The sequence below is a fragment of the Terrimonas alba genome (genome assembly GCF_042434975.1).
GTDB lineage: Bacteria > Bacteroidota > Bacteroidia > Chitinophagales > Chitinophagaceae > Terrimonas_B > Terrimonas_B alba.
Genome location: NZ_JBHMQM010000008.1, coordinates 1 through 20,947 on the forward strand (window position 1 = coordinate 1; position 20,947 = coordinate 20,947).

The window sequence follows — 20,947 nt, forward strand, 5'->3', positions numbered from 1 at the left end:
CCCGAAAGCATTCGGGATTGCTTTCAAAAGAAATAAGTGTTGACGATATGATCCTTCTCTGAAGGCCTATACATAGGGCCTCCTGTTATGTGCAGCCTATTTACCAGTCGTCATCCCTTTCTTTAGTTTTCGTTCATTGCCGCTTATAATAATCATTCCCTTGTATACTATCATGTTTGTGATAGCCAATTTGTCTGGCAGTCCATTGCTGTACAATTGCCAAGCTTCATTTGTCTTCTCTTTTCTGTAAATGCCATCCCATTGTCCGGCAAAAATGAAATCGCCGTTTTTCACGACGTTAAACGTATAAAGCTGAGCAGGTAAACCCTTTTGAAGGCTTTGCCAACTCGCTCCCTTGTCAAGGGAAGCAAACAATTCATTATACACCATTGCATAAATTGTTTTATCGTCTGAGCTAATGTTGTGTAAGGAACGGTTCGTAAAGATTTGTTTCCAGTTCTTCCAATATTTTGAAGTGGTAAACGCCCCTTGATTGGTGCCAATATAAATACTGCCGTCTAACTCCGTTATTCCATTTACTTGAAGTGTCGGGTTTCCGTATTCCAGCTCCCAGGTATGCTGTAACTCATTGTAGGAGTAAAACCCTGCATCAGTTCCTGCGTATACTTTATTGTCAATTTGGGCAAGTTTGCGGATGGTTAAATTGCTAAGTCCTGAATTTAGTTTTGTCCAGCTATTCCCTTTGTCAGCTGAGAAAAAAACGCCGCCAAACTGTGTTCCTACGTAGATGTGGTCTTTATAAAAGACCAAAGCACCGGGATTGTTTTCAATGATTTGTTTGTCAGTGGGAATGCTAACCCAACTGTTTTTCTGAAAATCAAAAAGATAAACTCCGTTTTCTTTTGTAGAAAGTCCAAGGGAGTTGTCCGAAACCGCAATTGCACCCAATTGTAAGCTGACCGTCCCAGGTAGTCCTTCACTTTTACTTTCCCAGGTCAAGCCATTATCAGTTGAAAAGTAAACAATACCGTCAGTTGTTTTAATCGAATTAGTAAGCCTTGTGGAGGTAATACTATCGCTTTTAAATGCTGTCTGTCTACGATGGTTGATCTGCCCGTTGCAGGAACTGAGAACAGCAAACAGTGCTATTAGCAGAAGACTTCTCATATAGTAACTTTTCAGTGAAAATTACATCTGTAGGTTGCTTGATTGCACATAACGTTAAAGCATTGGCGATGTGGCGGTATTCCTTGTTCCGTCTGCCCGGTGCCGATGCTGGTTAAAGTTACAAAAGCTCATTGTTTATTCTGTTGCCCGGCGTTATTCGTCTGCCGAAACCAAAGCAGATTAGCGAACAAAAAAGTTGGGAATACATTTGTTGCCCCGCCATATTGCTAAGCCCTTATGCTATATAGAAAGGCGTTTAGAGCAGGAAGTAGTCCAACTTTGTAATTGGCTACAAAAACAAAAATTGTTCATCCTAAAATCTAAACGCCATGTTTAAAGTTAAATCAAACTTTGCAGATCAAACCATCTATGTAGGTTTGGATGTACACAAACGCAGCTGGAATGCGGCATTGTTTCTAAATGATCAGTATCTACGCAATATTCATCAACCACCTTCGCCGCAAGCATTGCACACTTACCTGCATAATCATTATCCTGACGCACGGTATGTATGTGCTTACGAAAGCGGAAAGTTTGGTTACTGGATCCAGCGTCAGTTAATTCAAAAAAACATTGAGTGCATCGTTGTCAACCCAGCCGATATACCATCAGCACAGAAAGATGATCTTCAAAAAACCGATCCTCGTGATGCCCGCGGCATTGCCAAAGCCCTGCAAAGCGGATTGCTCAAAAGCATTTACATTCCCTCTGTACAACAGGAGGCCGATCGCAGCCTTGTAAGACAGCGAAAGAAAATATGGTGTGACCTGGTACGTTGCAAAAACCGCATCAAAAACTTTTTAGATTATGCCGGAGTACAATTGCCCGCAAAATTTAATAATTCCAACTGGAGCTGCAATTTTATTCAATGGCTTAATGAACTGCCTTTTGAGCAAACTGGTTTTCGCAGCACACTAAACTATATGATCAGGGAAATGGAACTATTGCGCAAGGAATTGCTTAGCATTAGCAATGATATTCGCCGGCTGATGCGTAGCGCTTTTTACAAAAACAAATATTACCTGTTAAGAACCGTCAGCGGCATTGGTCCTTTAACCGCAGCCCTTCTTACCGAAATCTGGGACATGAAACGGTTTTCTTCCTTTTATGAGTTAAATAGCTTTATTGGTCTGATGCCTATGGAACACAGCAGCGGTGACAAAGAACTAAAAGGAAGATTGACCATTCGCAAACATCGCCAGCTTCGCTGCGATTTAATTGAATGCGCCTGGGCAGCCAAACGAACCGACCCAGCATTATCCCTTTACTATCATGAGCAATTAAAAAAAGGAAAAGAACCAAAATTGATCATTGTAAAGATTGCCAGGAAACTATTGAGCCGGATAAGATATGTGTGGCTATCCGAAAAACCATATCAGACAGCAGTAGTAAAATAAAACTGATTAATTCAATAGAATAATATCGTTCATTACAAACAAATAAAAGAAGCCGGACTACTAAACATTGCATGTCATCGTGAAATAATCAAATAGCGAAGCATTGACTCTGCCAAGGCTGTAGCCGGTTGTTTTTTCTTTTTGCAGATGATGCAAACAGAAAAACATCATAAACATTTAAACACAAGAGAATGTAGTATCCGATTATATTGGGTGTCTACTTATAGGATGCTGGTAATGGATGATGAATGAAAAAACTTAACTTCGCTATGGACAAAAAACAAATCTGGCGAAGGCAGGAGATAATTGAAAATAACCCTTCATTTATCTCTTGCTTTCAAAAGAAATAAGATTAAACGATACGACTCCTCCTCTAAGCCCTATATACATAGGAAGCAATGTTAGGCGCACATTCCACTTGATGTCATATTTTGTTCTATCCTGAAAACATAATGCAGTTTAACAAACTCCCGTAAAATGTCTTTTTTATACCACTACCCCAATACGCCCATTGAGTAAGTTTGTTTAAGCAGCCATAACGGCTGCATCAAACGAAAATCAAACGTTATGAAGAGGAAAAATTTTTTGCAGCTTGCCGGTATTGGTGCAGCAGCTTCAGTTGTTGGATTAACGGGATGCGCCAGTAAAAATAACACCAATTCAGCGAAGCCTGAGCCAAAGAAAGTGAAAGGCGTAATGGCGGAAAAAGCAGTGTATGTTCCCAACGGTAAAAATCGTTTTCAACAAGAGCTGCTAATCTGGGGTGCTATTCCGCTTCAGATAAAAGTATCGGGAAAGGATAACGATGGGTCTCTGTTTGTTTTTGAACATGCCGGGATGGGGAAGGGTGGACCCCCACGACATTTCCACTATGAACAAGATGAATGGTTTTATGCAATGGAAGGTGAATTCGCCTTTGAGGTTGGCGATGAAAAATACGTGCTACATCCTGGCGATTCTCTCTTTGCTCCCCGCATGGTTCCACATGTTTGGGCTTATGTTGGAGACAAACCCGGAACTTTACTTCTTGCTGTTCAGCCTGCAGGTTCGCTTGAAGAATTCTTTATGAAAAGTTGTGAGATGACAAAGCCGCCAACTCCCGAAGAAGCCGAAAAACAATTTGCTGCTCACGGCATGAAAGTGGTTGGGCCCCCACTTGCAGTTAGCTGAGCTTCATCTGCAAGCCGGATGTATGTTGTGGTTTATCCAACTATTGCTTCCGCCGTTTTTATTAGTTGCATTTTTATTCGAGATGTAGAATTCTTTCCGGTGATTGGTTATCCTGTGTGATCCATAAGTTGGGTGTAACCTGTGCGAACTGTCTAAAGTCTTTCACCATATGCTGATAATCGGTATAGCCAAAAAACAGTGCAATGGTCAGCCAATCTTCCTTTGGATTTGCTTCTTTGTATTGGTAAGCTTTGTAAAAACGCACTAAGCGGCTGTATAGTTTTGGTCCAACACCCATTCTTTCGGTGAACTTTCGATTAAATTGCCTCGGAGATAAACAGGACTGCTTAGCCAACCAGTCTAATCCAAAACGAGAAGGATCTGTCAAGATACAGGAGGCTACATTATCAAGGGGATGCGCCTCTGCTTTTATCTTTTTAATTTTTTTTATCAGATATTCTTCCACAACATCGATCATTCGAGAATAATCTACGCAATTAGTTAGGCGTTCATTCACCTCTTTTATTTCTGTGTTGATTACGGAATCCGCATCAAACCAGCAATCGGTGAATTCGGTAAGTGGAATGTGAAGCAAACGGTAAAGAGCACCAGGATGAAAGTGCACTCTCAGCATCATGTATTCGGAAGTCAGAAAAAAATTAAATCTGGATATCTGTTGTCCGCCAATAGAGATATCCGGTGCTACATGCATTTCTCCGGTTAGTGGATTGCTTATTGACAATTTTCCTTTTGGAAGAAACGTGATTGTTTGTTCAGGCTTGGGAGAGTACGGTTTGAAGGGAATGTCCTCATCTTTATCGAATATAAAATGAGCAATCAAATAGTCCCTTACAAACTCCTGCAAGATTGGGCTCGGTACTATGTATTGATAAATCATAGAGTAAATGTTTGGCTGATTATGCCTGCGCCTAACGTTCAGGGCTTTCTGCTGTGCTGATATTCCGTGTCCCTACTGCCCGGTACTGTCGCTGATCAAAGATAGAAAGCTGATGGTATATTCCAAAGCTTGGTTATGTTCGTGAAGTTGGGACTGCAGCTGAATAGCGTTATTTCGATCAGGATATATTCTGAAGCCAGCAATGCTGCTATGACTTTTCTCATATTCTAATTTTTAGTCGTCTTTCCGTTTTTCTCGGGTCATCCGTTACAATGACCGCTAACGGTCAGGACCCCATGTTGGTGGCAGTTTTTCTTAATTATTCTGTTCTCAAACTCTTCACAGGATTTGCTATGGCTGCTCTGATGGATTGAAAGCTGATGGTAAACAAGGCAATCAACATTACTAATACTCCTGCAAAAGCAAACAGCCACCAGCGTATCTGAATCCGATAAGGGAAATTTTGCAACCATTTGTTAGCTGCGATATAAATTAATGGTGACGCAATTATTAATGCTAATATAATCAGCTTAATAAAATCGGTTGAAAGTGTTGTAACGATTTGTTGCACCGATGCCCCGAGTACTTTGCGTATGCCAATTTCTTTTGTTCTTTTTTCTGCCGATAAAACTGATAACCCAAACAAGCCAATGCAGGAAATGAAGATTGTTAATATAGCGCCGAATAAAATGATCTGTTTCCATTTTTCAACATCAGCATATTGTTTCCTGTTTTCATCATTTTTAAATACATAAGAATAAGAACTCATTGGATAAAACCGCTGATATGTTTTTTGTATCCATGGTAAACTTGCGGTTGCTGTATTTGGTTTTATTTTGATATAATAAGTTCCATATGAACCTTTCATGTTGAATAGCTGAGGCGTTATTTTTTTGGTTAATGATGCAAAGTGATAATCTTTCACCACGCCGATTACATGATACGTTTCATTACTGCTTCCCAGAATGTTTATGGTTTCACCAACCGGGTTTTTCCAATTTGCCGCTTTTACAAAACTTTCATTCACGATAACAGATTGTGTAAAATCAGCGGGAAATGCCGTGGAAAAATTTCTCCCTGCTATTAATGGAATCTTTAATAAAGTCAAATAATTCTCATCGACAGTTTCATTAGTAAAGTATACGGTAGAACCAGCCGCATTTTTTGTACCGGTGCCCCATTCGCGGGCATTCTTTACACTAACGCCAACAATGTTTGGGTTCTTGAGCAATTCATTTTTAAAAACAGCAGCATCGGCATGCGTTAGTCCGTTTTCTTTATTTACGATAACAAGATTATTGTCATCATATCCCAAATCTGTGTTGGTTAAAAAATTAAACTGGGAGTAAATAATGAATGTGGCAATAATTAAAAACGATGCCAGCGTAAATTGCAATACCACCAACGATTTTTGCAGGTAATTTTTTCCGGTTATCTGAAAACGACCGTATAAAGTTCGCACAGGATTAAATCCTGATAAAACCAGTGCAGGATAAAAGCCTGCAAGCAATGCCGTAATAATATGCAAAGCAATATAACCGACCATCAATTTTGCATCCAGCAAATAAGAAAGCGATAAAGCTTTATTGGCAAGATCATTAAACAAAGGCAACAACAACTGAGCTAATACAATTGCCAATACAAAAGCAATAGTGCATAAGAAAAATGATTCGCCGATAAACTGCATGATGAGTTGTTTTCTCTCGCCACCAACTACTTTGCGAATGCCAACTTCTTTGGCTCTTCTAACAGAACGTGCAATAGTAAGATTTACAAAATTGATACAGGCAATCAATAACACAAACAATGCGATGCCAGAAAGAATATATGAATACATGGGGTTGCCTGAATTGCTCAAACCGTTTCGTGCCGGCAAGTCAGGGCTTAAATGCATATCGAGATATGGTTGCAAAAAATAGGTACCCATAGAAATAACATTAGGGTCTCCACCATCATTTTTCAACATTTCATGAAAAGTTTGCGTAGCATCTGCGAGGTAAAAAGTTTGCATTTGTTTTTCCACTGTTTGCCGGTTTGCTTTTTCATCCAGCACAACAAAAGTGTTCAGATAATTATTAAACCAGTTATGAGTGTCTTTTGCATCTGCATCAGATTCTGTAAAAGGCAGAAGTACATCAAACTGAATGGAAGAATTTTGAGGACAACGTTTTGCAACAGCCGTTATTTTATAAGGAACAAATGTGCTGTCTTCTTTTATCATCATTATTTTGCCGACAGCATCGGTTGTGCCGAATTGTTTCTTCGCTGCATTTTCACTCAGCACAATTGAATGAGGCTCTGTTAAACAGGTTTTAGCATCGCCTGATAATAACGGAAATGTAAATACAGAAAAGAAATTTGAATCAACATGCAACAAATTTTGCGATTGAACATCTGTTCCTGTTTTTATGTCTTTATATCGGTTATCTACACGGACAAAAGATTTTATGCCGGGAACATTTTGCGTAAACCTTGGTCCCTGTAAAAGACCTGTGGCAGAAATTTTATTTTCTTTTCGTTGCGATACGATACGGTAAATGTGGGTTGCATTTTTATGAAACCGGTCAAAGCTCACTTCATCTTTTACATACAACATAATAAGCATGGCACAAGCCAAACCCAAACTTAAACCTGCGATATTGATGAACGAATAGATCTTGTTGCGTGCAAGATTTCTAAATGCTGTTTTGAAGTAGTTTGTAAACATATTTTATAAAAATGTTTCTAAGTTTCCCAATGTGCTATAACCGGAGTGAACTTGTATAATCAACCTTACTTTAGTTCGAGAATTCCGAGCGTGGAGGCACGCATCGGGGCTTTCTTTTTCACGACTCAGGGCAGGGAGGACTGGAAAGAACCGAGGATATTCTGTTATTATCTGCGCCATAATAAAAGAACTAAGTTAGGATTTTCCTATAGTTCTTGTCGTTGGTGCCTTGCCATGCCGCTCTGCCAACTCACAACACACAACGACGGCGTGTTGCTTTTTTGGAACACCAACAAAGAAGAAAATGATTTGTTGGTCAGTAGGAATGCTAAACCCAACTGTTTTTCTGAAAATCAAAAAGATAAACTCCGTTTTCTTTTGTAGAAAGTCCAAGGGAGTTGTCCGAAACCGCAATTGCACCCAATTGTAAGCTGACCGTCCCAGGTAGTCCTTCACTTTTACTTTCCCAGGTCAAGCCATTATCAGTTGAAAAGTAAACAATACCGTCAGTTGTTTTAATCGAATTAGTAAGCCTTGTGGAGGTAATGCTATCGCTTTTAAATGCTGTCTGTCTACGATGGTTGGTCTGCCCGTTGCAGGAACTGAGAATAGCAAACAGTGCTATTAGCAGAAGACTTCTCATATAGTAACTTGTCAGTGAAAATTACATCTGTAGGTTGCTTGGTTGCACATAACAGAAGGTATTTGTGAAGTGGCTGTATTCTGTGTTACCTCCGCTTCATTTACCTTGCTGTCGCTGAACAAAGTTTTATAGATGAAAGATAGCTCTGTTGCAGCCATTTTACAAATACAGTGTTAGCCGCATTTGCTTTTGTTGTCGATTTTTATCCAGTCAATTTTCTTCGTCACAAATCCCGTTACAAGCTGTTCTTCTAAAATCCTCTTTAGCCTGTCTGTAATGATCCAATCAAATGAGAACCCACCAATCATAAAAATATCGTAGGGAATTTGCTCAGTAAAACTGATCGATTGCCCATGTACTCTGAAAGCGCTGTTGCTACTCTCGAATTTTTTAATGTCTGAAATACTTTTGAAGACTGCGTCGCTGGTAATGATTTCCTTTGGGAGAAATCTTTTGCTGACAAGAAATCTTGATGTAGCAAACATTATCAAGGACGACAAATTTATAACTGGAAAGAACCAGAAGTAATTACCCTGCGTTTTACCGTCGACTTCAATATTCGCATCGAAAAACCTGTGAGCAGGTAATGCGCATGAACATAATATGTCTTTGACTTTCTTGCTAATAATGAACCCCCAAGATAAGACCCCGTCAGTCAGAAAATCTGTGAGCTTTGCCTTTTTATGTAGGACTAGACGATCTAATGTAAAATTCTCTTCCGGTAATGCATCAATTTTTAGACTGGACAAGAGTTGCCAATTGTCGTAACACCAACCTTCGTGTCTCTCTATTTGAGGGTATACGTGTCCCGTAGTTGCGGGCTCATTATCGTTTTTCAGGATAAAATAATTTCGCATCTTCAAAAACGAATGTTCAAGGTGTTGCGGTCGAACGTGTGTATTTCTGCTAAAATACGCTACTCATATTGATACACAATTTTTTTAATGCTTCTTTTCAAGCTACTTAGCAAAAAAAACGCTATTCATAAGTGTAGCGCAAATACAACTCACTTTAATAGTAAATCATCCAGCGGACTTCTTATACGCCGGGGTTGCTGCTAAGCACCAATCCATTCGCGGCAAATCCCTTCGGGACCGATTACTTATTGACGGGTGAGGTAGGTCCCGGAAAAACTGAAAAAATATCGCTAAGCAAATGAGCGGTTATCATAAACTGGCAGCCATTTTTTATACAAAATCTATTTATTTTCACCGAATTTACCTTTCAGCATCTTTTCAATTCTATCGGCCAGCGATAAAGGAATTTCGCCTGGTATCGTTGCCATTTCACTTAGTGCATCACCCACAGCCTTCAATAAAAATTCGTATCTGGCAAATTGTGACAACAACACTTTTTCATCCATTGTTTCCCAATACATGCCTTCGTCATTTAATTCAAAGACTGCAAAATATTTTTCTTTCAGATAATGCAATAGCTTGATAACGGCTACGTGTGCATCAGCCCCTGCGAACTGGGTTTTGGTGCTGGTAGTATAGATCGATTCTGCATCTAATCCATTTTCCTCATAAATATCCCTGTTCATCAAATTAACAGGTGAGCACATTTTTCCGCCGGGTAAAAAAGTAAGAAAGATTGGTTCGCATTCTTCGGGAGAAAAACAAATGCCATTCAGTTGATCGGCATTGGATTCTTTAATAATTTGATAAGTCCAGTTGAGGCTTTGGCAGATGTCGGTTACTTCTGTTATCAGTTCATCTATACGATCAGTGTTTTGGATTGTACCAGAATAGTGAATGGAGAGGCCCATCAGGTTTGTTTATATACTAAAAATACAAAAACTGCAGGAACGTCTTGTGTTTTACGTTCATTCAGGGTCTTACATCTTCAACAATCAGAGACGGTCTCACCCTTTGGCCAAGCTAATCCCGGTGAACAGGCCACCACAACAATGTTAGCGGTACTGTATTTTTATTGCCCTTGAGCACTTACCAGTTTATCGAGGATTCTCAAATAAATATCTGTTGGTACCTGGCGTTCATAATCATACTTGGTTTTATGAGCAACTACCATGTCAAGCTTAGGAATGATTGTAATAAACTGTCCAAAAGCGCCGCTTGCCGTATATGCTCCCTCATATATGCCCTTGCTATAGGGCGTGTCCCAAACCCACCATAAAAAGCCATAGCCAAAGTGAAAATAAGCAGTCTTGTTCTGCTCCGACTCTCTATAGGTAGTAACCGGCAAAGTAGTTGTTGTTACCCAGCTTTCAGGCAAGACTTGTTGAGTCTTCCATTTTCCTTTTCTAAGCATCAGGTAACCAAGTCTGGCCATATCACGGGTGGAAAACCACATGTGATAGGCAAGGTACTTTGACCTTGTCGTATCACCAGTTTTCCGTTGTGCTTCTTTTTTCCAATCCTGCATTTGCAGGGGCCTTGCCAAAATAGAATCCGCAAGATCATAAATATTTTTTCCTGTTTGCTGCTCAAGAATATAACCTGCTATATTAAAGTCCCAGTTATTATACAGCCAAAAGCTACCTGGTTGAACGCTACCTCTTTCAGGCGCCATAGAGGAGGCATCCCCCTCATTGCTTGCAGGGTGATATACTCCTGAACGGGCAGTAAGTAAATCTCTTATCGTTGCTCTCTTTTCAACAGGCAACAAACCTCCAATATCATCAAGTCCCAATTGGTTTATTGTCCTGCCAAGCTTAATTGTTCCATTTTCCACAAAGGGGCCGTAAAGCATAGAAAGGACACTTTTTCTACAAGATGCCAGGTAGCTTAGTTCCTGGATGTCTCCAAATTCAAAAAGGACTTTACCTTTTTGAACTACCAGCATTCCTGTTGTGTGAGCACTATCTACTATAAAGCCTCGTAGTTGCTTTAGCTTATCTGCGTCCCAACCATATTCAGTTGGACTTGTTATTTTCTCCCAAACGCTGTCTGGATATACTTCAACAGGGCTTTTAAGTGTTTTTGATGTTTGGGCAAGAGTAAAAAGTGGTAATAGTAAACTAAGAAATAAGAGCTTCTGCATATATAAATGGGTCTAAAGTCTATCTAAAAAGTGAACTGAAACGATGATTCCGTATATCCAAAAATTATAAACCAAAGTGTAGCCAACCGCCATGAGGAAGCTACTACCTAATTTACCCCGGCATCTTGCTGAATTCTTAAAGATGAGTCGAAATGCCCTGAAAATTATCCAATATAAAATACCTGTAACTGTTAATAGAGTAAGCCAGAGAATTCCTCCAACATAAAAAAGTATAACGAACCAAATAGGGCAATTACAATCCATAGTAGGATAGCTGCCAAAATCCCTGCTATACCATCATCTCCGACATCAGCCAAATCAACTCCTCCCAGGTCCGGAAGATCAGCTTGCCCTGGTGGCCGGTATTTGAGATTGAATTTTCCAAGAGTGTCCTTAAGTTTCCATCCATTATAAAGACCCGTTGTCAAAAAGGAAATTAATACGATAGAAAGTACGGTGGTGGAAATTAGTGAATTCAGGTATAACGACCGATGTTCCTTTATTCCTGTCACATAAACTATAAGGATCAGGGTAGGGATTATTATTAATGTCGAAATAAATACGGTTTTTGAATTTACAAGTCTGACAGATTTCAAGTGAGTTTGCTTTTTTAAGGTTTGCATGCAACACGTACATTAATGTAGTATAGGCTATTTTTTATACAGAGGTAGCTCATTCAGGCTATTGGAAATGTTTTCATCTTCAATTAATATCCCTCTGCTTTCTGCCTCTTGCTTGATTTTTTTGCTTTCCTTATCTAGATCTCCAATTGGTATTGTTTTTACTCTTTTTTCTTGTGGCGGGTTAAGCTTTTCTGCTTTCTCGAATTCAATAACACTGTCCAATATGTCTTTAGGTAAATCTGTTTCACACTTGTAAGCAAGCTCTATAAATTGTTTAGCGAAGAAACTATCAACTTGAATTCTTCTTTTCGAAAGGTGAGCAAACCGTCCCAATACTCTACAGATATTTTCCCGGTCTTCGGGACTTAGCTGTTCTGCAAACTCGTATTCCTCAATTTTCTTTAATCCTAAAATTATTGGCTCTAATGCATCCACAGAAATAATGTAAACATTGTGGTCGCCATGCCGGTAAACGAATGTTGTTAAAAAGTCAAGAGTGTTTGATGGAACAACAAAGAAGATATCTGATTTTACTGATTCTTGTTTTGCATACTTTTTAGCTTTTTCCGCCTGGTCTTTCAAATAGTTTGGAAAATTGGTCAAATCATCGCTACCAGGACTCTTGGCGTCGAAAACGATATATTCATTACAAATCAATAAAGTATTGTCTGGATCTCCCTTAAAAGAAACTTTGTCTATGTATTGGATAGTATGTTTTTGGCAAATGGATTTAATGATGCTTTTTGCGTTTTCCTGATGTTTAGCCCAAGTCTCTTTAAGCTTCTTAATGCGTTCAAGTTCTTTAGCATTTCTTTCCTCTACTTCTTTGTTTCGTTCGGCTTGTATTTGGTTTTGAATTCTTTCCAATGATGCCAGGGAATTTGAATGTTCCTGCTTTCTGAATTCGTCGTCTTTAAGTAACTGGGTGTTTTGTTTTTTTACCTCACCTGATTCAGTTTGAATATTTTGCAAATCTCTTTTTATTTCTGCTAATTCTATGTCGAGTTCGCTTTTACGTTTAGTTAAGTCAGAAATAGTTTGTGAGTTGGTTCCTGATGTTTCAGTCAATCTTTTATTCTCAGAGTGTAGTTGAGTGTTTTTCTCATTTAATTTTTCAATTTCTGCCTCCTTTTTTATAACTGCATCGCTTTTTAGTTGCAAATCTTTTGAAAGCCCATTGACGGTTGATTCAAGCTTATAAATATCTGCCTCTAAGTTGTCGGTATTAGAAATGAGTTTTTGTAGGTCAGCAGAAGCGTCAACTAATTGTGTTCTTATTTTTCTCCAGCCGAAAAGCCTACCCCAGAAGCTAATTGTTTTTACGCTTTCAATAAGTCGTTTAAGATTGTCAAGGTTACCGTCCATAGTGAAGGTCTTTTAGTATTGCAGGCAACACGTATATTGATGTATCATACGCTATCCTCGCTCAAAATACTAAATATTCATAGTCAATAGTATTATGCATCTTATATTGTTCATAGCGCCAATACAAATTATCAGTTTTATATAGCCTTTTCAACAATTCTTCTCAATGGGGAGTGTCACCCGATAGGTTTTAAAATTATCTTTGCCCTCAATAATTTTTTTATGGGCAAATTTTTCGAAGCTATCAATGATCATCACCGTGAATTTATAGAAGCACAACATTTATTTTTTGTCAGTACTGCGCCATTGGATGGCGGCGGCCATATCAATCTTTCACCAAAGGGCCTGGATAGTTTCCGGGTTTTATCGCCTTCGAAAGTGGCGTATATGGACATTGTCGGAAGCGGTAATGAGACCTCTGCTCATATTCTTGAAAATGGCCGCATCACGTTTATGTTTTGTGCATTTGATGGCCCACCAAACATTTTACGTTTATATGGAAAGGGCTATACAGTTTTGCCTACCGATAAAGAGTGGAAAGTGTTGTCATCTCATTTTGTCTTATTGGCAGCGACCCGGCAGATCATCGTAGCTGATATTTTCAAAGTGCATACGTCCTGCGGTTTTGGTGTGCCCTATTATGAATACACCGGCGAAAGAGATCATGCGCACAAATGGGCGGAGAAGAAAGGCGCTGAAGGATTGGAAGCTTATAAGCAGGAGAAAAACCTGGTTAGCCTGGATGGATTGCCGACAGCTTTGATGAATAAATAACAAGGATGCCCTCAAACTTTTTTAGAGGCCGATTAGATATCTATTAGTAGTTACTTTTTTATCGGAAGTTTTCTTACTAATCAAACACTCTATTTACTTTTTTGCCTTGACGCAAAAAAGTAACAAAAAAAGTCAAGCCTGCCTGTCGGCAGACAGGGCCTCAGAAAAATGGCTAAAATTTGTTCGTTATGCTACGGCGAAAAAGCTTACTATCGTCTGCATATCGCTGCTCGGCATTTGTATGTATCGACAATTGTGATGCTTATCATCATTTTCGCCGCTTAACGCATTACTCACAAATTTCTTAACGCCATTTTTCTGAGGCCGTTTCAGATACACCAGTAGCCTCGATTTTTTTAACTTTTAAAAATGTCACAGGTTGCATATTAAGCAGTAGTAAATAATAATTTATAAGCAGCTACCATTAATACAATAGCAAGCATATACTTTAAAATATCCTGTCTGAACCTTAGTGAGCCAAAGTAGGCGCCACAAATACCACCGACGAATGCGATGATGACGTACCAATACATGTCACTACTGAATTGAATACCCTTCGTTAATTGCCCCGCCAGCCCGGCTATTGAGTTCACAAAGATGAACAAGGCGCTGATCGCAGCCGTTTGTTTCATATCACTCCATTTCAGCAACAGCAAAATCGGCGATAAAATGATGCCACCGCCGATGCCGATCAGCCCCGATAAAAAACCGATAGCAGCACCAATCAAAACTGACAGTAGTATGTTCGGAGTTTTTAATTCATCGATTGTGATATTCCTGAAAAATAAAAAACGAATGATGGGTATGATCAGCAGCAATCCCAGGATTTTCTTGTAAATCACTGCATCGACCGTCACCAGCCCGCCGACATAGGCCATGGGTATGGAGGCGATAGCAAAGGGCAAGAATAGTCTCCATTTGAAATGCTGGCCGCGATAAAATTGGATGAAGGAAGTAAGCGATACAAAGAGGTTGAGCAGGAGAGCAGTCGGTTTCATTACATCAGGAGCGATGCCAAATATTGCCATCAACGCCAGGTAGCCACTGGCGCCTCCGTGACCGACAGAAGCATACAAAAAAGCAACAAAAAATAAAAGAACATAAAACAAGAGGCTGCTATCCATATATTTTTTATTCGGGTAACAGATGTATTTCAACTAAATCATCCTGCCGGCAACTAGTCACCTCTTCATCAATTTTTATAAGGCAATTGGCTTTTGCAAAAGAGCTCAGGCGATAGGACTCCTGTGCGGTTAACGGCGTGACTTTTTCGCCATCATAAAAGCCTTTTAAAAAATGAGTAAGCCCCGCCGCTTTCTTAAACTCGGTTGCCAGCGATGCCTGCAAAACCCGTACACCGGTATTTTGTTGCCGTATTTTTTTTAACGCAGGCTCTGCATACTCATAAAAGCAGGTGAGCACGGAAGCGGGATTGCCGGGCAATCCGAAAACCAGTTTGTTTTCTTTTTTGCCGAAGAACAACGGCTTGCCCGGCTTCTGTTTTATTTTATGAAATATTTTTTCAACACCATTTTCTTCGGCTGCTTTTACTACAAAATCATAATCACCAACACTCACACCACCCGTCAAAAAAACAATGTCGTTTTTCTGCAACGCTTCTCCTAATACCAGTTTTACTTTTTGCAGGCTATCTTCTGCTGTATAAATCGTTACCCCGTCAATATGCATTTGTTTTAACGCGGCATGTAGTGTGTAAGAATTGGATTCATAGATCTGGCCTGCTTGTAATGGTTGACCCGGTTTTTGCAATTCATTGCCGGTTACGATAATGCCAACTGCAGGCGAGGCATAAACTTTTACTTCCTTAATACCGAGACCCGCAAGAAAACCGACAGCCGCAGGTAAGAGAACCGTATCCTTAGGAATTGCCAGTTCAGCTTTTTTTATTTCCGATCCCTTGAGCCGGACATTCAGTCCCTGTATGATATTTTCATCTTCGATCGAAAGTTGATTATTCTCCACTTTTGTTTTTTCCTGCATCACCACCGTATCGGCTCCTTTTGGAACAGCAGCGCCGGTAAATATCCGAACGGCGGTACCAGGTGACAGTTCAAACTCATTGTCACTACCGGCTGCCATTTCACCTTTGACAGGAAGTGTCTTTTTTGCTTTCCATCCGGCAAATGAAAACGCATAGCCATCCATGGATGATTGATCGAATGACGGAATATCGATGGGGGAGAATATATCTTCGGCTGTTACCAAACCTGCTGCCTTTTGCAACGGCAACAATGTTGGCGTTGAGGCGCTGGTAGCGTCCAGTATCATTTTTTTTGCATCTGTTACACTTATCATATTTACGCGGGTCAATTGCTTTTAATAATAAACTATCATTGCGATAATTCATAGGGAATTTTTATACCTGCCTTCTAATGTTGACCATATTTGATTCTCTAAATCCATTGTATATTTTAGTTAAGAACTTAGTCCGGGCAATATTAATAAGCTAAAGATAACAGTGCTATATTTTATTTATGTTATTTTAAAAATTTTTGACTCCAGGAATTTTTGAAATCTCCGATTAATTTGCAGAGTCTTCGAAAAGGGGGGCTGTGAGTTGCAAGCCTCCCCTAAAGGGGGAGGTTTGGAGGGGGCCGGCCGCTTACCCACCTATGGTGATCATGCTCCTGTTATTGATATCTTCTGCATGCAGATGTTCAAAATCAGTATTAAACTGGCCGCCCAATTCTTTGGCTTTTGCCTGAATACTTTGATGGATCAGGGGAACCACATCTTCACCTTTTCGCAAAGCTGTGAGCAGGTCCGTTTCACCTTTTGAAAATAAGCAGTTCTTTAGTTTGCCATCAGCAGTAAGCCTCATGCGGTTACAGCCACTGCAGAAAGGTTCACTCATCGTGCTGATCACGGCAAATGTTCCCTGGTGCCCGGGAACCTGGTAAGCCTTGGCTGTATCATGAATGTCTTCATGAAGCCGCATGATTTCATATTTTGTAGTAATCAGCTCCAGCATTTCGTGGTAAGAAAAAACTTTATTACTTGTCCACCGGTTACCGGTAAAGGGCATGAATTCAATAAAACGTACATGCACCGGTTCGTGTTTTGTCCATTCTACAAAGTCCAGCAATTCGTTTTCGTTCAAGCCTTTCATCACTACCATATTCACTTTTACATGAAATCCTTTTTGCATCAACAAGTGAATATTGTCATATACCAGTTTAAACTGATCACGACGGGTAATAAGCTGAAATCTTTCCGGTTGCAGTGTATCGAGGCTTATGTTCAATGATTTTACACCAGCCTGTTCTAATGTATCTACAAAATCATGAAGTCTCGTGGCATTCGTCGTTAGTGTCAATTTCACCGGCAATTTTGATAAAGCGAGGATAATTTCTTTGGCGTCCTTTCTAACCAGTGGTTCTCCGCCCGTCAGCCTGATCTTATTCACGCCCAAGTCAACAAATGTTTTAGCCAGGGATTCAATTTCAGGCAACTGCATCAGCCGCGAAGCGGGAGTGAATTCATAATCTTCTTCCGGCATGCAGTAAAAACAGCGCAGGTTACAATTGTCCGTGAGGGAAATACGGAGATAGTTATGCACACGATGGTAGCGATCAACGATCATCTCACGAAATTACAATAATATGCGAATGTATGTCGTAGACATATTTGGTGAAAGTTCAATATAAAATAAATAAAATTGGGACAGAAGATTTTCATAACTTAATAGAGGAATTGTTGCAACGATTGTGATACGAACCTCCGGGTTTATTACTGTCAATCTCTTGTCATATGCAACTCACGGGCAAACATGTGATCAACGCTGGTCCGTCCAGGATCTGGAAATTGTTGATGGACACCGACACTCTTGCCAGGATAGTGCCTGGTATTTCCCGGTTAGAAAGAACAGGCGATAATCAATTTAAATCTACCCTCGAAGTAAAACTGGGCCCGGTCAATAGCTCATTTACCGGCGACCTGCAAATGGAAAATATCAACGAAGGAAAAAACTTCACGTTAAAAGTTCAGCAGAAAAGCAAGATCGGCAATGCGAGTGCGGCTATTATTATCGCCTTACAACCTGTCAGTGACAATCAAACAGAAGTGACATTCGATGGTGATGTAAAATTATCCGGCATGTTGGCGGGAATGGGGCAGCGCCTGGTTGGCGGCGTAGCCAATACATTATCCAAACAATTTTTTACCAATCTTGAAAAGGAATTAGAAAAGGAACAAGTGGCTGATTGATTCCAGCCACAAAGACTACAACCCATCATTCTTATTTGTACCCGAAAGCTCCGGGCATCCGTCCTTACCCAAGCTACAATTCTTACAAACAATTAAACCCGATTTATATGAGCATTAAGATCAGTGTTACCGTCAATGGAGTCAAACATACTGATAAGGTAGAACCAAGACTTTTACTGGTTCATTACCTGCGTGATGTGTTGAGACTTACAGGCACTCATGTCGGTTGCGATACGAGTAGCTGCGGCTCCTGTACCATTCATGTAAATGGTAAAGCCACTAAAAGCTGTACGCTGCTTGCCGTGCAGGCAGATAGAGCTAAGATCACTACGATCGAAGGTTTGTCAACAAACGGAAAATTGCATCCGCTGCAGGAAGCTTTTAACCTGTGTCATGGTCTGCAATGCGGTTTCTGTACGCCGGGAATGATTATGACAGCTGCTGATCTTTTACAGCATAACAAAAGGCCGACAGACGAAGAAGTCCGTGCGGCGCTGGAAGGAAATTTTTGCCGGTGCACCGGCTATCAAAATATTGTAAAATCAGTGCAGTATGCTGCTGAAAAAATGACTGCAAGAAAAAAAACTAAAAAGGAGGCAACCATATGAGTTCCGGAAATGGTATGGCCAAAACCAATGGCCTGATCGGTAAATCCGTTAAGCGGGTTGAAGATAAAAGGTTTACTACCGGCAATGGAAAATATGCCGATGATATTGTATTGCCGCATCAAACCTATGCTTCGTTTGTGCGAAGCCCTTATGCGCATGCAAGAATTTTGAGTGTGGATATAGCTGCGGCCAAAGAAATGCCCGGCGTTGTTGCTATCTACACAGGAGCAGATGTAGCGAATGTGAATGGCGTTCCATGCGGCTGGCAGGTAAATTTTAAAAATGGCGACACGATGAAGGAGCCCAAGCATGCACTGCTGGTGGCTGATAAAGTAAGGCATGTAGGCGACGCGGTTGCTATTGTCATTGCGGAAACACAGGAGTTGGCTGTAGATGCTGCAGAATCGGTGAATGTGGAGTATGAAGAATTGCCTTGTGTGATTGATGCCGCTAAAGCTGTGCAGGCCGGTGCGCCTTTAGTGCATGATGATGTGCCGAATAATATTTGTTATGATTGGGCATTGGGAAACCCGATTGCAGAAGTAAATGAAGCGATGTCTTCCGCTGCGCATGTTACCACACTTGAATTTATCAATCAACGATTGGTGCCTAACGCAATAGAGCCGCGGTGCTATAATAGTTCGTATGATTCCATCAGCGATAAATATACATTGTACACCAGCACCCAAAACCCCCATGTGATCCGTTTACTGATGTGTGCTTTTGTATTGGGGATTCCGGAACACAAGGTGAGAGTAGTGGGACCAGATGTCGGTGGCGGTTTTGGCAGCAAAATATTTCACTATACAGAAGAAGCCTTGTTGACATGGTGCACCAAACAAATTGGAAGGCCCGTGAAGTGGACCGCTACAAGAACTGAAGCTTTTCAACTGGATGCGCATGGAAGAGATCATATTACCAAAGCAGAAATGGGTTTTGACAACGATGGAAAAATTGTTGCATTAAGAGTAAAAACTTTTGCGAATCTGGGAGCTTATCTTTCCACATTTGGTAGTTGTGTTCCTACCTATCTTCACGGCACGTTATTACAGGGGCTTTATACCACACCAAAAATCAATGTGGATGTCACAGCTGTTTTTACGCACACTACCCCTGTTGATGCGTATCGCGGCGCGGGACGACCGGAAGCCACTTATTTATTGGAAAGATTGATTGACCTCGCTGCATTGGAAATGAATATGGATCCCACAGAGTTGCGTTTCAAAAATTTTATTCCGCCATTTGACGGCATTAATCAGCCCGGCTATCAAACACAGGTCGCCTTGCAATATGATAGCGGCAATTATAAAGGAGTGTTAGAAAAAGGTCTGCAAATGCTGGGCTATAGCGATGTTCGCCGTGCTCAAAGGGAATCGGCTAATAACGGAAAACTGCTTGGTGTTGGTTTTTCTACCTACATAGAAGCCTGTGGTATTGCGCCTTCCGCCGTAGTCGGTTCACTAGGAGCAAGGGCCGGTTTGTTTGAGGTTGGGCAAGTAAGAGTACAACCAACCGGCAAGGTCAGTGTATATACCGGGGCTCATGCACATGGCCAGGGACACGAAACGACTTTTGCGCAAATCGTAGCAGATAAGTTGGGTATCGCGATGGAAGATGTGGAGATCCATCATGGTGATACCGAAACCGTGGCGTTTGGGATGGGCACATACGGTTCAAGAAGTCTGGCCGTTGGCGGAACGGCGATCATAAAGAGCCTTGAAAAAATTATTGAAAAGGGAAAAAAGATTGCTGCACATAAATTAGAAGCCAATGCAGATGATATAGAATTTTCATCCGGTAAGTTCACTGTCAAAGGTACCGACAAATCAGTTGCCTTTGGTGATGTGGCATTAACAGCTTATGTACCGCATGTATATCCTAAGGATCTCGAGCCGGGGCTGGACTTTAGCAGCTTTTATGATCCCGTCAATTTCACTTATCCTTTCGGCTGCCACATCGCTGTCGTGGAAATAGATAAGGAAACTGGTAAGGTGGATCTGAAACGTTTTATCGCCGTGGACGATGTTGGAAATGTTGTTAATCCAATGATCGTTGAAGGACAGATCCATGGCGGAGTAGTGCAAGGCATCGGTCAGGCCTTGTTTGAAGGTGCGGAGTATGATGAAAACGGGCAACTCACCAATGCATCATATATGGACTATTGCTTGCCGCGGGCTGATGACTTTCCTTTATTTGAAACGGGAAGCCAGGTTACACCTTGTCCACACAATCCACTAGGTGTAAAAGGTGCAGGAGAAGCCGGTGCTATTGGTTCAACGCCTGCTGTCGTCAATGCTGTGATCGATGCATTGTGGAGCGGCGGACATAAAGTAAAGGACATACGTATGCCATTGACGTCGGAAAGAGTATGGAGAGCGATGCAGAATTGAACCCCAGCCCCTAA

At 40.7% G+C, this 20,947-nt stretch carries 19 protein-coding genes; 6 read left to right on the forward strand and 13 right to left on the reverse strand.

The genetic code is table 11. From position 1 onward, the window contains the following. Positions 1 to 96: 96 nt before the first annotated feature. Positions 97 to 1,128 (reverse strand): WD40/YVTN/BNR-like repeat-containing protein, encoded by a 1,032-nt coding sequence (locus ACFEL9_RS21125; protein WP_385894337.1) that lies wholly within the window; start codon positions 1,126 to 1,128, stop codon positions 97 to 99. A gap of 329 nt (positions 1,129 to 1,457) precedes the next feature. Between ACFEL9_RS21125 and ACFEL9_RS21130 the strand changes: the two genes are divergently transcribed. After that, positions 1,458 to 2,525: an IS110 family RNA-guided transposase gene (locus tag ACFEL9_RS21130; RefSeq protein ID WP_385894339.1), complete on the forward strand. Its 1,068-nt coding sequence runs from the start codon at positions 1,458 to 1,460 to the stop codon at positions 2,523 to 2,525. A 567-nt stretch (positions 2,526 to 3,092) separates the two neighbouring features. Next, on the forward strand, positions 3,093 to 3,695 hold the full coding sequence (locus tag ACFEL9_RS21135) for a cupin domain-containing protein (RefSeq protein ID WP_385894341.1): 603 nt from the start codon (positions 3,093 to 3,095) through the stop codon (positions 3,693 to 3,695). A 73-nt stretch (positions 3,696 to 3,768) separates the two neighbouring features. On the opposite strand, the gene ACFEL9_RS21140 is transcribed toward ACFEL9_RS21135, so the two are convergent. From ACFEL9_RS21140 to ACFEL9_RS21180, 9 genes are all read right to left on the reverse strand, one after another. After that, positions 3,769 to 4,593 (reverse strand): helix-turn-helix domain-containing protein, encoded by an 825-nt coding sequence (locus ACFEL9_RS21140; RefSeq protein WP_385894343.1) that lies wholly within the window; start codon positions 4,591 to 4,593, stop codon positions 3,769 to 3,771. A gap of 95 nt (positions 4,594 to 4,688) precedes the next feature. After that, positions 4,689 to 4,817 carry a hypothetical protein gene (locus tag ACFEL9_RS21145; protein ID WP_385894345.1) on the reverse strand — a complete coding sequence of 43 codons (129 nt, stop codon included), beginning with the start codon at positions 4,815 to 4,817 and terminating at the stop codon, positions 4,689 to 4,691. Between the two features lie 95 nt (positions 4,818 to 4,912). Beyond that, a complete protein-coding gene (locus ACFEL9_RS21150) occupies positions 4,913 to 7,300 on the reverse strand; it encodes an ABC transporter permease (protein ID WP_385894347.1) in 2,388 nt (795 codons plus the stop codon). Positions 7,301 to 7,628: 328 nt separating this feature from the next. Further along, positions 7,629 to 7,943: a beta propeller repeat protein gene (locus tag ACFEL9_RS21155; RefSeq protein ID WP_385894349.1), complete on the reverse strand. Its 315-nt coding sequence runs from the start codon at positions 7,941 to 7,943 to the stop codon at positions 7,629 to 7,631. A 173-nt stretch (positions 7,944 to 8,116) separates the two neighbouring features. Continuing rightward, a complete protein-coding gene (locus ACFEL9_RS21160) occupies positions 8,117 to 8,428 on the reverse strand; it encodes a hypothetical protein (protein WP_385894350.1) in 312 nt (103 codons plus the stop codon). Between the two features lie 713 nt (positions 8,429 to 9,141). Further along, positions 9,142 to 9,711, reverse strand: a complete 570-nt coding sequence (locus ACFEL9_RS21165) for a hypothetical protein (protein ID WP_385894352.1) — start codon at positions 9,709 to 9,711, stop codon at positions 9,142 to 9,144. A 161-nt stretch (positions 9,712 to 9,872) separates the two neighbouring features. Further along, entirely contained in the window at positions 9,873 to 10,946 is a 1,074-nt protein-coding gene (locus ACFEL9_RS21170; protein ID WP_385894354.1) for a serine hydrolase domain-containing protein, read from the reverse strand. 191 nt (positions 10,947 to 11,137) lie between these two features. After that, positions 11,138 to 11,542, reverse strand: coding sequence for a hypothetical protein (locus ACFEL9_RS21175; protein ID WP_385894355.1), 405 nt, complete (start codon positions 11,540 to 11,542; stop codon positions 11,138 to 11,140). 54 nt (positions 11,543 to 11,596) lie between these two features. Continuing rightward, entirely contained in the window at positions 11,597 to 12,934 is a 1,338-nt protein-coding gene (locus ACFEL9_RS21180; protein ID WP_385894357.1) for a hypothetical protein, read from the reverse strand. Positions 12,935 to 13,156: 222 nt separating this feature from the next. On the opposite strand from ACFEL9_RS21180, the gene ACFEL9_RS21185 reads away from it, so the two are divergent. After that, entirely contained in the window at positions 13,157 to 13,708 is a 552-nt protein-coding gene (locus ACFEL9_RS21185; protein WP_385894358.1) for a pyridoxamine 5'-phosphate oxidase family protein, read from the forward strand. 386 nt (positions 13,709 to 14,094) lie between these two features. Here ACFEL9_RS21185 and ACFEL9_RS21190 read toward each other — a convergent pair whose 3' ends face one another. The 3 genes from ACFEL9_RS21190 to moaA form a co-directional block, all read right to left on the reverse strand. Further along, positions 14,095 to 14,832, reverse strand: coding sequence for a sulfite exporter TauE/SafE family protein (locus ACFEL9_RS21190; RefSeq protein ID WP_385894360.1), 738 nt, complete (start codon positions 14,830 to 14,832; stop codon positions 14,095 to 14,097). Positions 14,833 to 14,839: 7 nt separating this feature from the next. Further along, positions 14,840 to 16,024 carry a molybdopterin molybdotransferase MoeA gene (locus ACFEL9_RS21195; RefSeq protein WP_385894362.1) on the reverse strand — a complete coding sequence of 395 codons (1,185 nt, stop codon included), beginning with the start codon at positions 16,022 to 16,024 and terminating at the stop codon, positions 14,840 to 14,842. A gap of 307 nt (positions 16,025 to 16,331) precedes the next feature. Further along, positions 16,332 to 17,312, reverse strand: a complete 981-nt coding sequence (gene moaA, locus ACFEL9_RS21200; RefSeq protein WP_385894363.1) for a GTP 3',8-cyclase MoaA — start codon at positions 17,310 to 17,312, stop codon at positions 16,332 to 16,334. Positions 17,313 to 17,479: 167 nt separating this feature from the next. Here moaA and ACFEL9_RS21205 point away from each other — a divergent pair, with 167 nt between their 5' ends. The 3 genes from ACFEL9_RS21205 (at position 17,480) to ACFEL9_RS21215 (ending at position 20,933) form a co-directional block, all read left to right on the forward strand. Next, the gene (locus tag ACFEL9_RS21205) at positions 17,480 to 17,935 is read left to right on the forward strand and encodes an SRPBCC family protein (RefSeq protein WP_385894365.1); all 456 of its coding nucleotides are present in this window, start codon (positions 17,480 to 17,482) and stop codon (positions 17,933 to 17,935) included. Between the two features lie 107 nt (positions 17,936 to 18,042). Then, positions 18,043 to 18,543, forward strand: coding sequence for a (2Fe-2S)-binding protein (locus ACFEL9_RS21210; protein WP_385894367.1), 501 nt, complete (start codon positions 18,043 to 18,045; stop codon positions 18,541 to 18,543). Beyond that, on the forward strand, positions 18,540 to 20,933 hold the full coding sequence (locus ACFEL9_RS21215; RefSeq protein ID WP_385894369.1) for a xanthine dehydrogenase family protein molybdopterin-binding subunit: 2,394 nt from the start codon (positions 18,540 to 18,542) through the stop codon (positions 20,931 to 20,933). Before ACFEL9_RS21210 ends, ACFEL9_RS21215 begins: the two co-directional genes overlap by 4 nt. Positions 20,934 to 20,947 lie beyond the last annotated feature (14 nt).

Excerpts from the sequence above, each read along its gene's own strand:
- ACFEL9_RS21125 (WP_385894337.1), bottom strand. The coding sequence starts at position 1,128 with ATGAGAAGTCTTCTGCTAATAGCACTGTTTGCTGTTCTCAGTTCCTGC.
- ACFEL9_RS21130 (WP_385894339.1), top strand. The coding sequence starts at position 1,458 with ATGTTTAAAGTTAAATCAAACTTTGCAGATCAAACCATCTATGTAGGT.
- ACFEL9_RS21135 (WP_385894341.1), top strand. The coding sequence starts at position 3,093 with ATGAAGAGGAAAAATTTTTTGCAGCTTGCCGGTATTGGTGCAGCAGCT.
- ACFEL9_RS21140 (WP_385894343.1), bottom strand. The coding sequence starts at position 4,593 with ATGATTTATCAATACATAGTACCGAGCCCAATCTTGCAGGAGTTTGTA.
- ACFEL9_RS21145 (WP_385894345.1), bottom strand. The coding sequence starts at position 4,817 with ATGAGAAAAGTCATAGCAGCATTGCTGGCTTCAGAATATATCCTGATC.
- ACFEL9_RS21150 (WP_385894347.1), bottom strand. The coding sequence starts at position 7,300 with ATGTTTACAAACTACTTCAAAACAGCATTTAGAAATCTTGCACGCAAC.
- ACFEL9_RS21155 (WP_385894349.1), bottom strand. The coding sequence starts at position 7,943 with ATGAGAAGTCTTCTGCTAATAGCACTGTTTGCTATTCTCAGTTCCTGC.
- ACFEL9_RS21160 (WP_385894350.1), bottom strand. The coding sequence starts at position 8,428 with ATGTTTGCTACATCAAGATTTCTTGTCAGCAAAAGATTTCTCCCAAAG.
- ACFEL9_RS21165 (WP_385894352.1), bottom strand. The coding sequence starts at position 9,711 with ATGGGCCTCTCCATTCACTATTCTGGTACAATCCAAAACACTGATCGT.
- ACFEL9_RS21170 (WP_385894354.1), bottom strand. The coding sequence starts at position 10,946 with ATGCAGAAGCTCTTATTTCTTAGTTTACTATTACCACTTTTTACTCTT.
- ACFEL9_RS21180 (WP_385894357.1), bottom strand. The coding sequence starts at position 12,934 with ATGGACGGTAACCTTGACAATCTTAAACGACTTATTGAAAGCGTAAAA.
- ACFEL9_RS21185 (WP_385894358.1), top strand. The coding sequence starts at position 13,157 with ATGGGCAAATTTTTCGAAGCTATCAATGATCATCACCGTGAATTTATA.
- ACFEL9_RS21190 (WP_385894360.1), bottom strand. The coding sequence starts at position 14,832 with ATGGATAGCAGCCTCTTGTTTTATGTTCTTTTATTTTTTGTTGCTTTT.
- ACFEL9_RS21195 (WP_385894362.1), bottom strand. The coding sequence starts at position 16,024 with ATGATAAGTGTAACAGATGCAAAAAAAATGATACTGGACGCTACCAGC.
- moaA (WP_385894363.1), bottom strand. The coding sequence starts at position 17,312 with ATGATCGTTGATCGCTACCATCGTGTGCATAACTATCTCCGTATTTCC.
- ACFEL9_RS21205 (WP_385894365.1), top strand. The coding sequence starts at position 17,480 with ATGCAACTCACGGGCAAACATGTGATCAACGCTGGTCCGTCCAGGATC.
- ACFEL9_RS21210 (WP_385894367.1), top strand. The coding sequence starts at position 18,043 with ATGAGCATTAAGATCAGTGTTACCGTCAATGGAGTCAAACATACTGAT.
- ACFEL9_RS21215 (WP_385894369.1), top strand. The coding sequence starts at position 18,540 with ATGAGTTCCGGAAATGGTATGGCCAAAACCAATGGCCTGATCGGTAAA.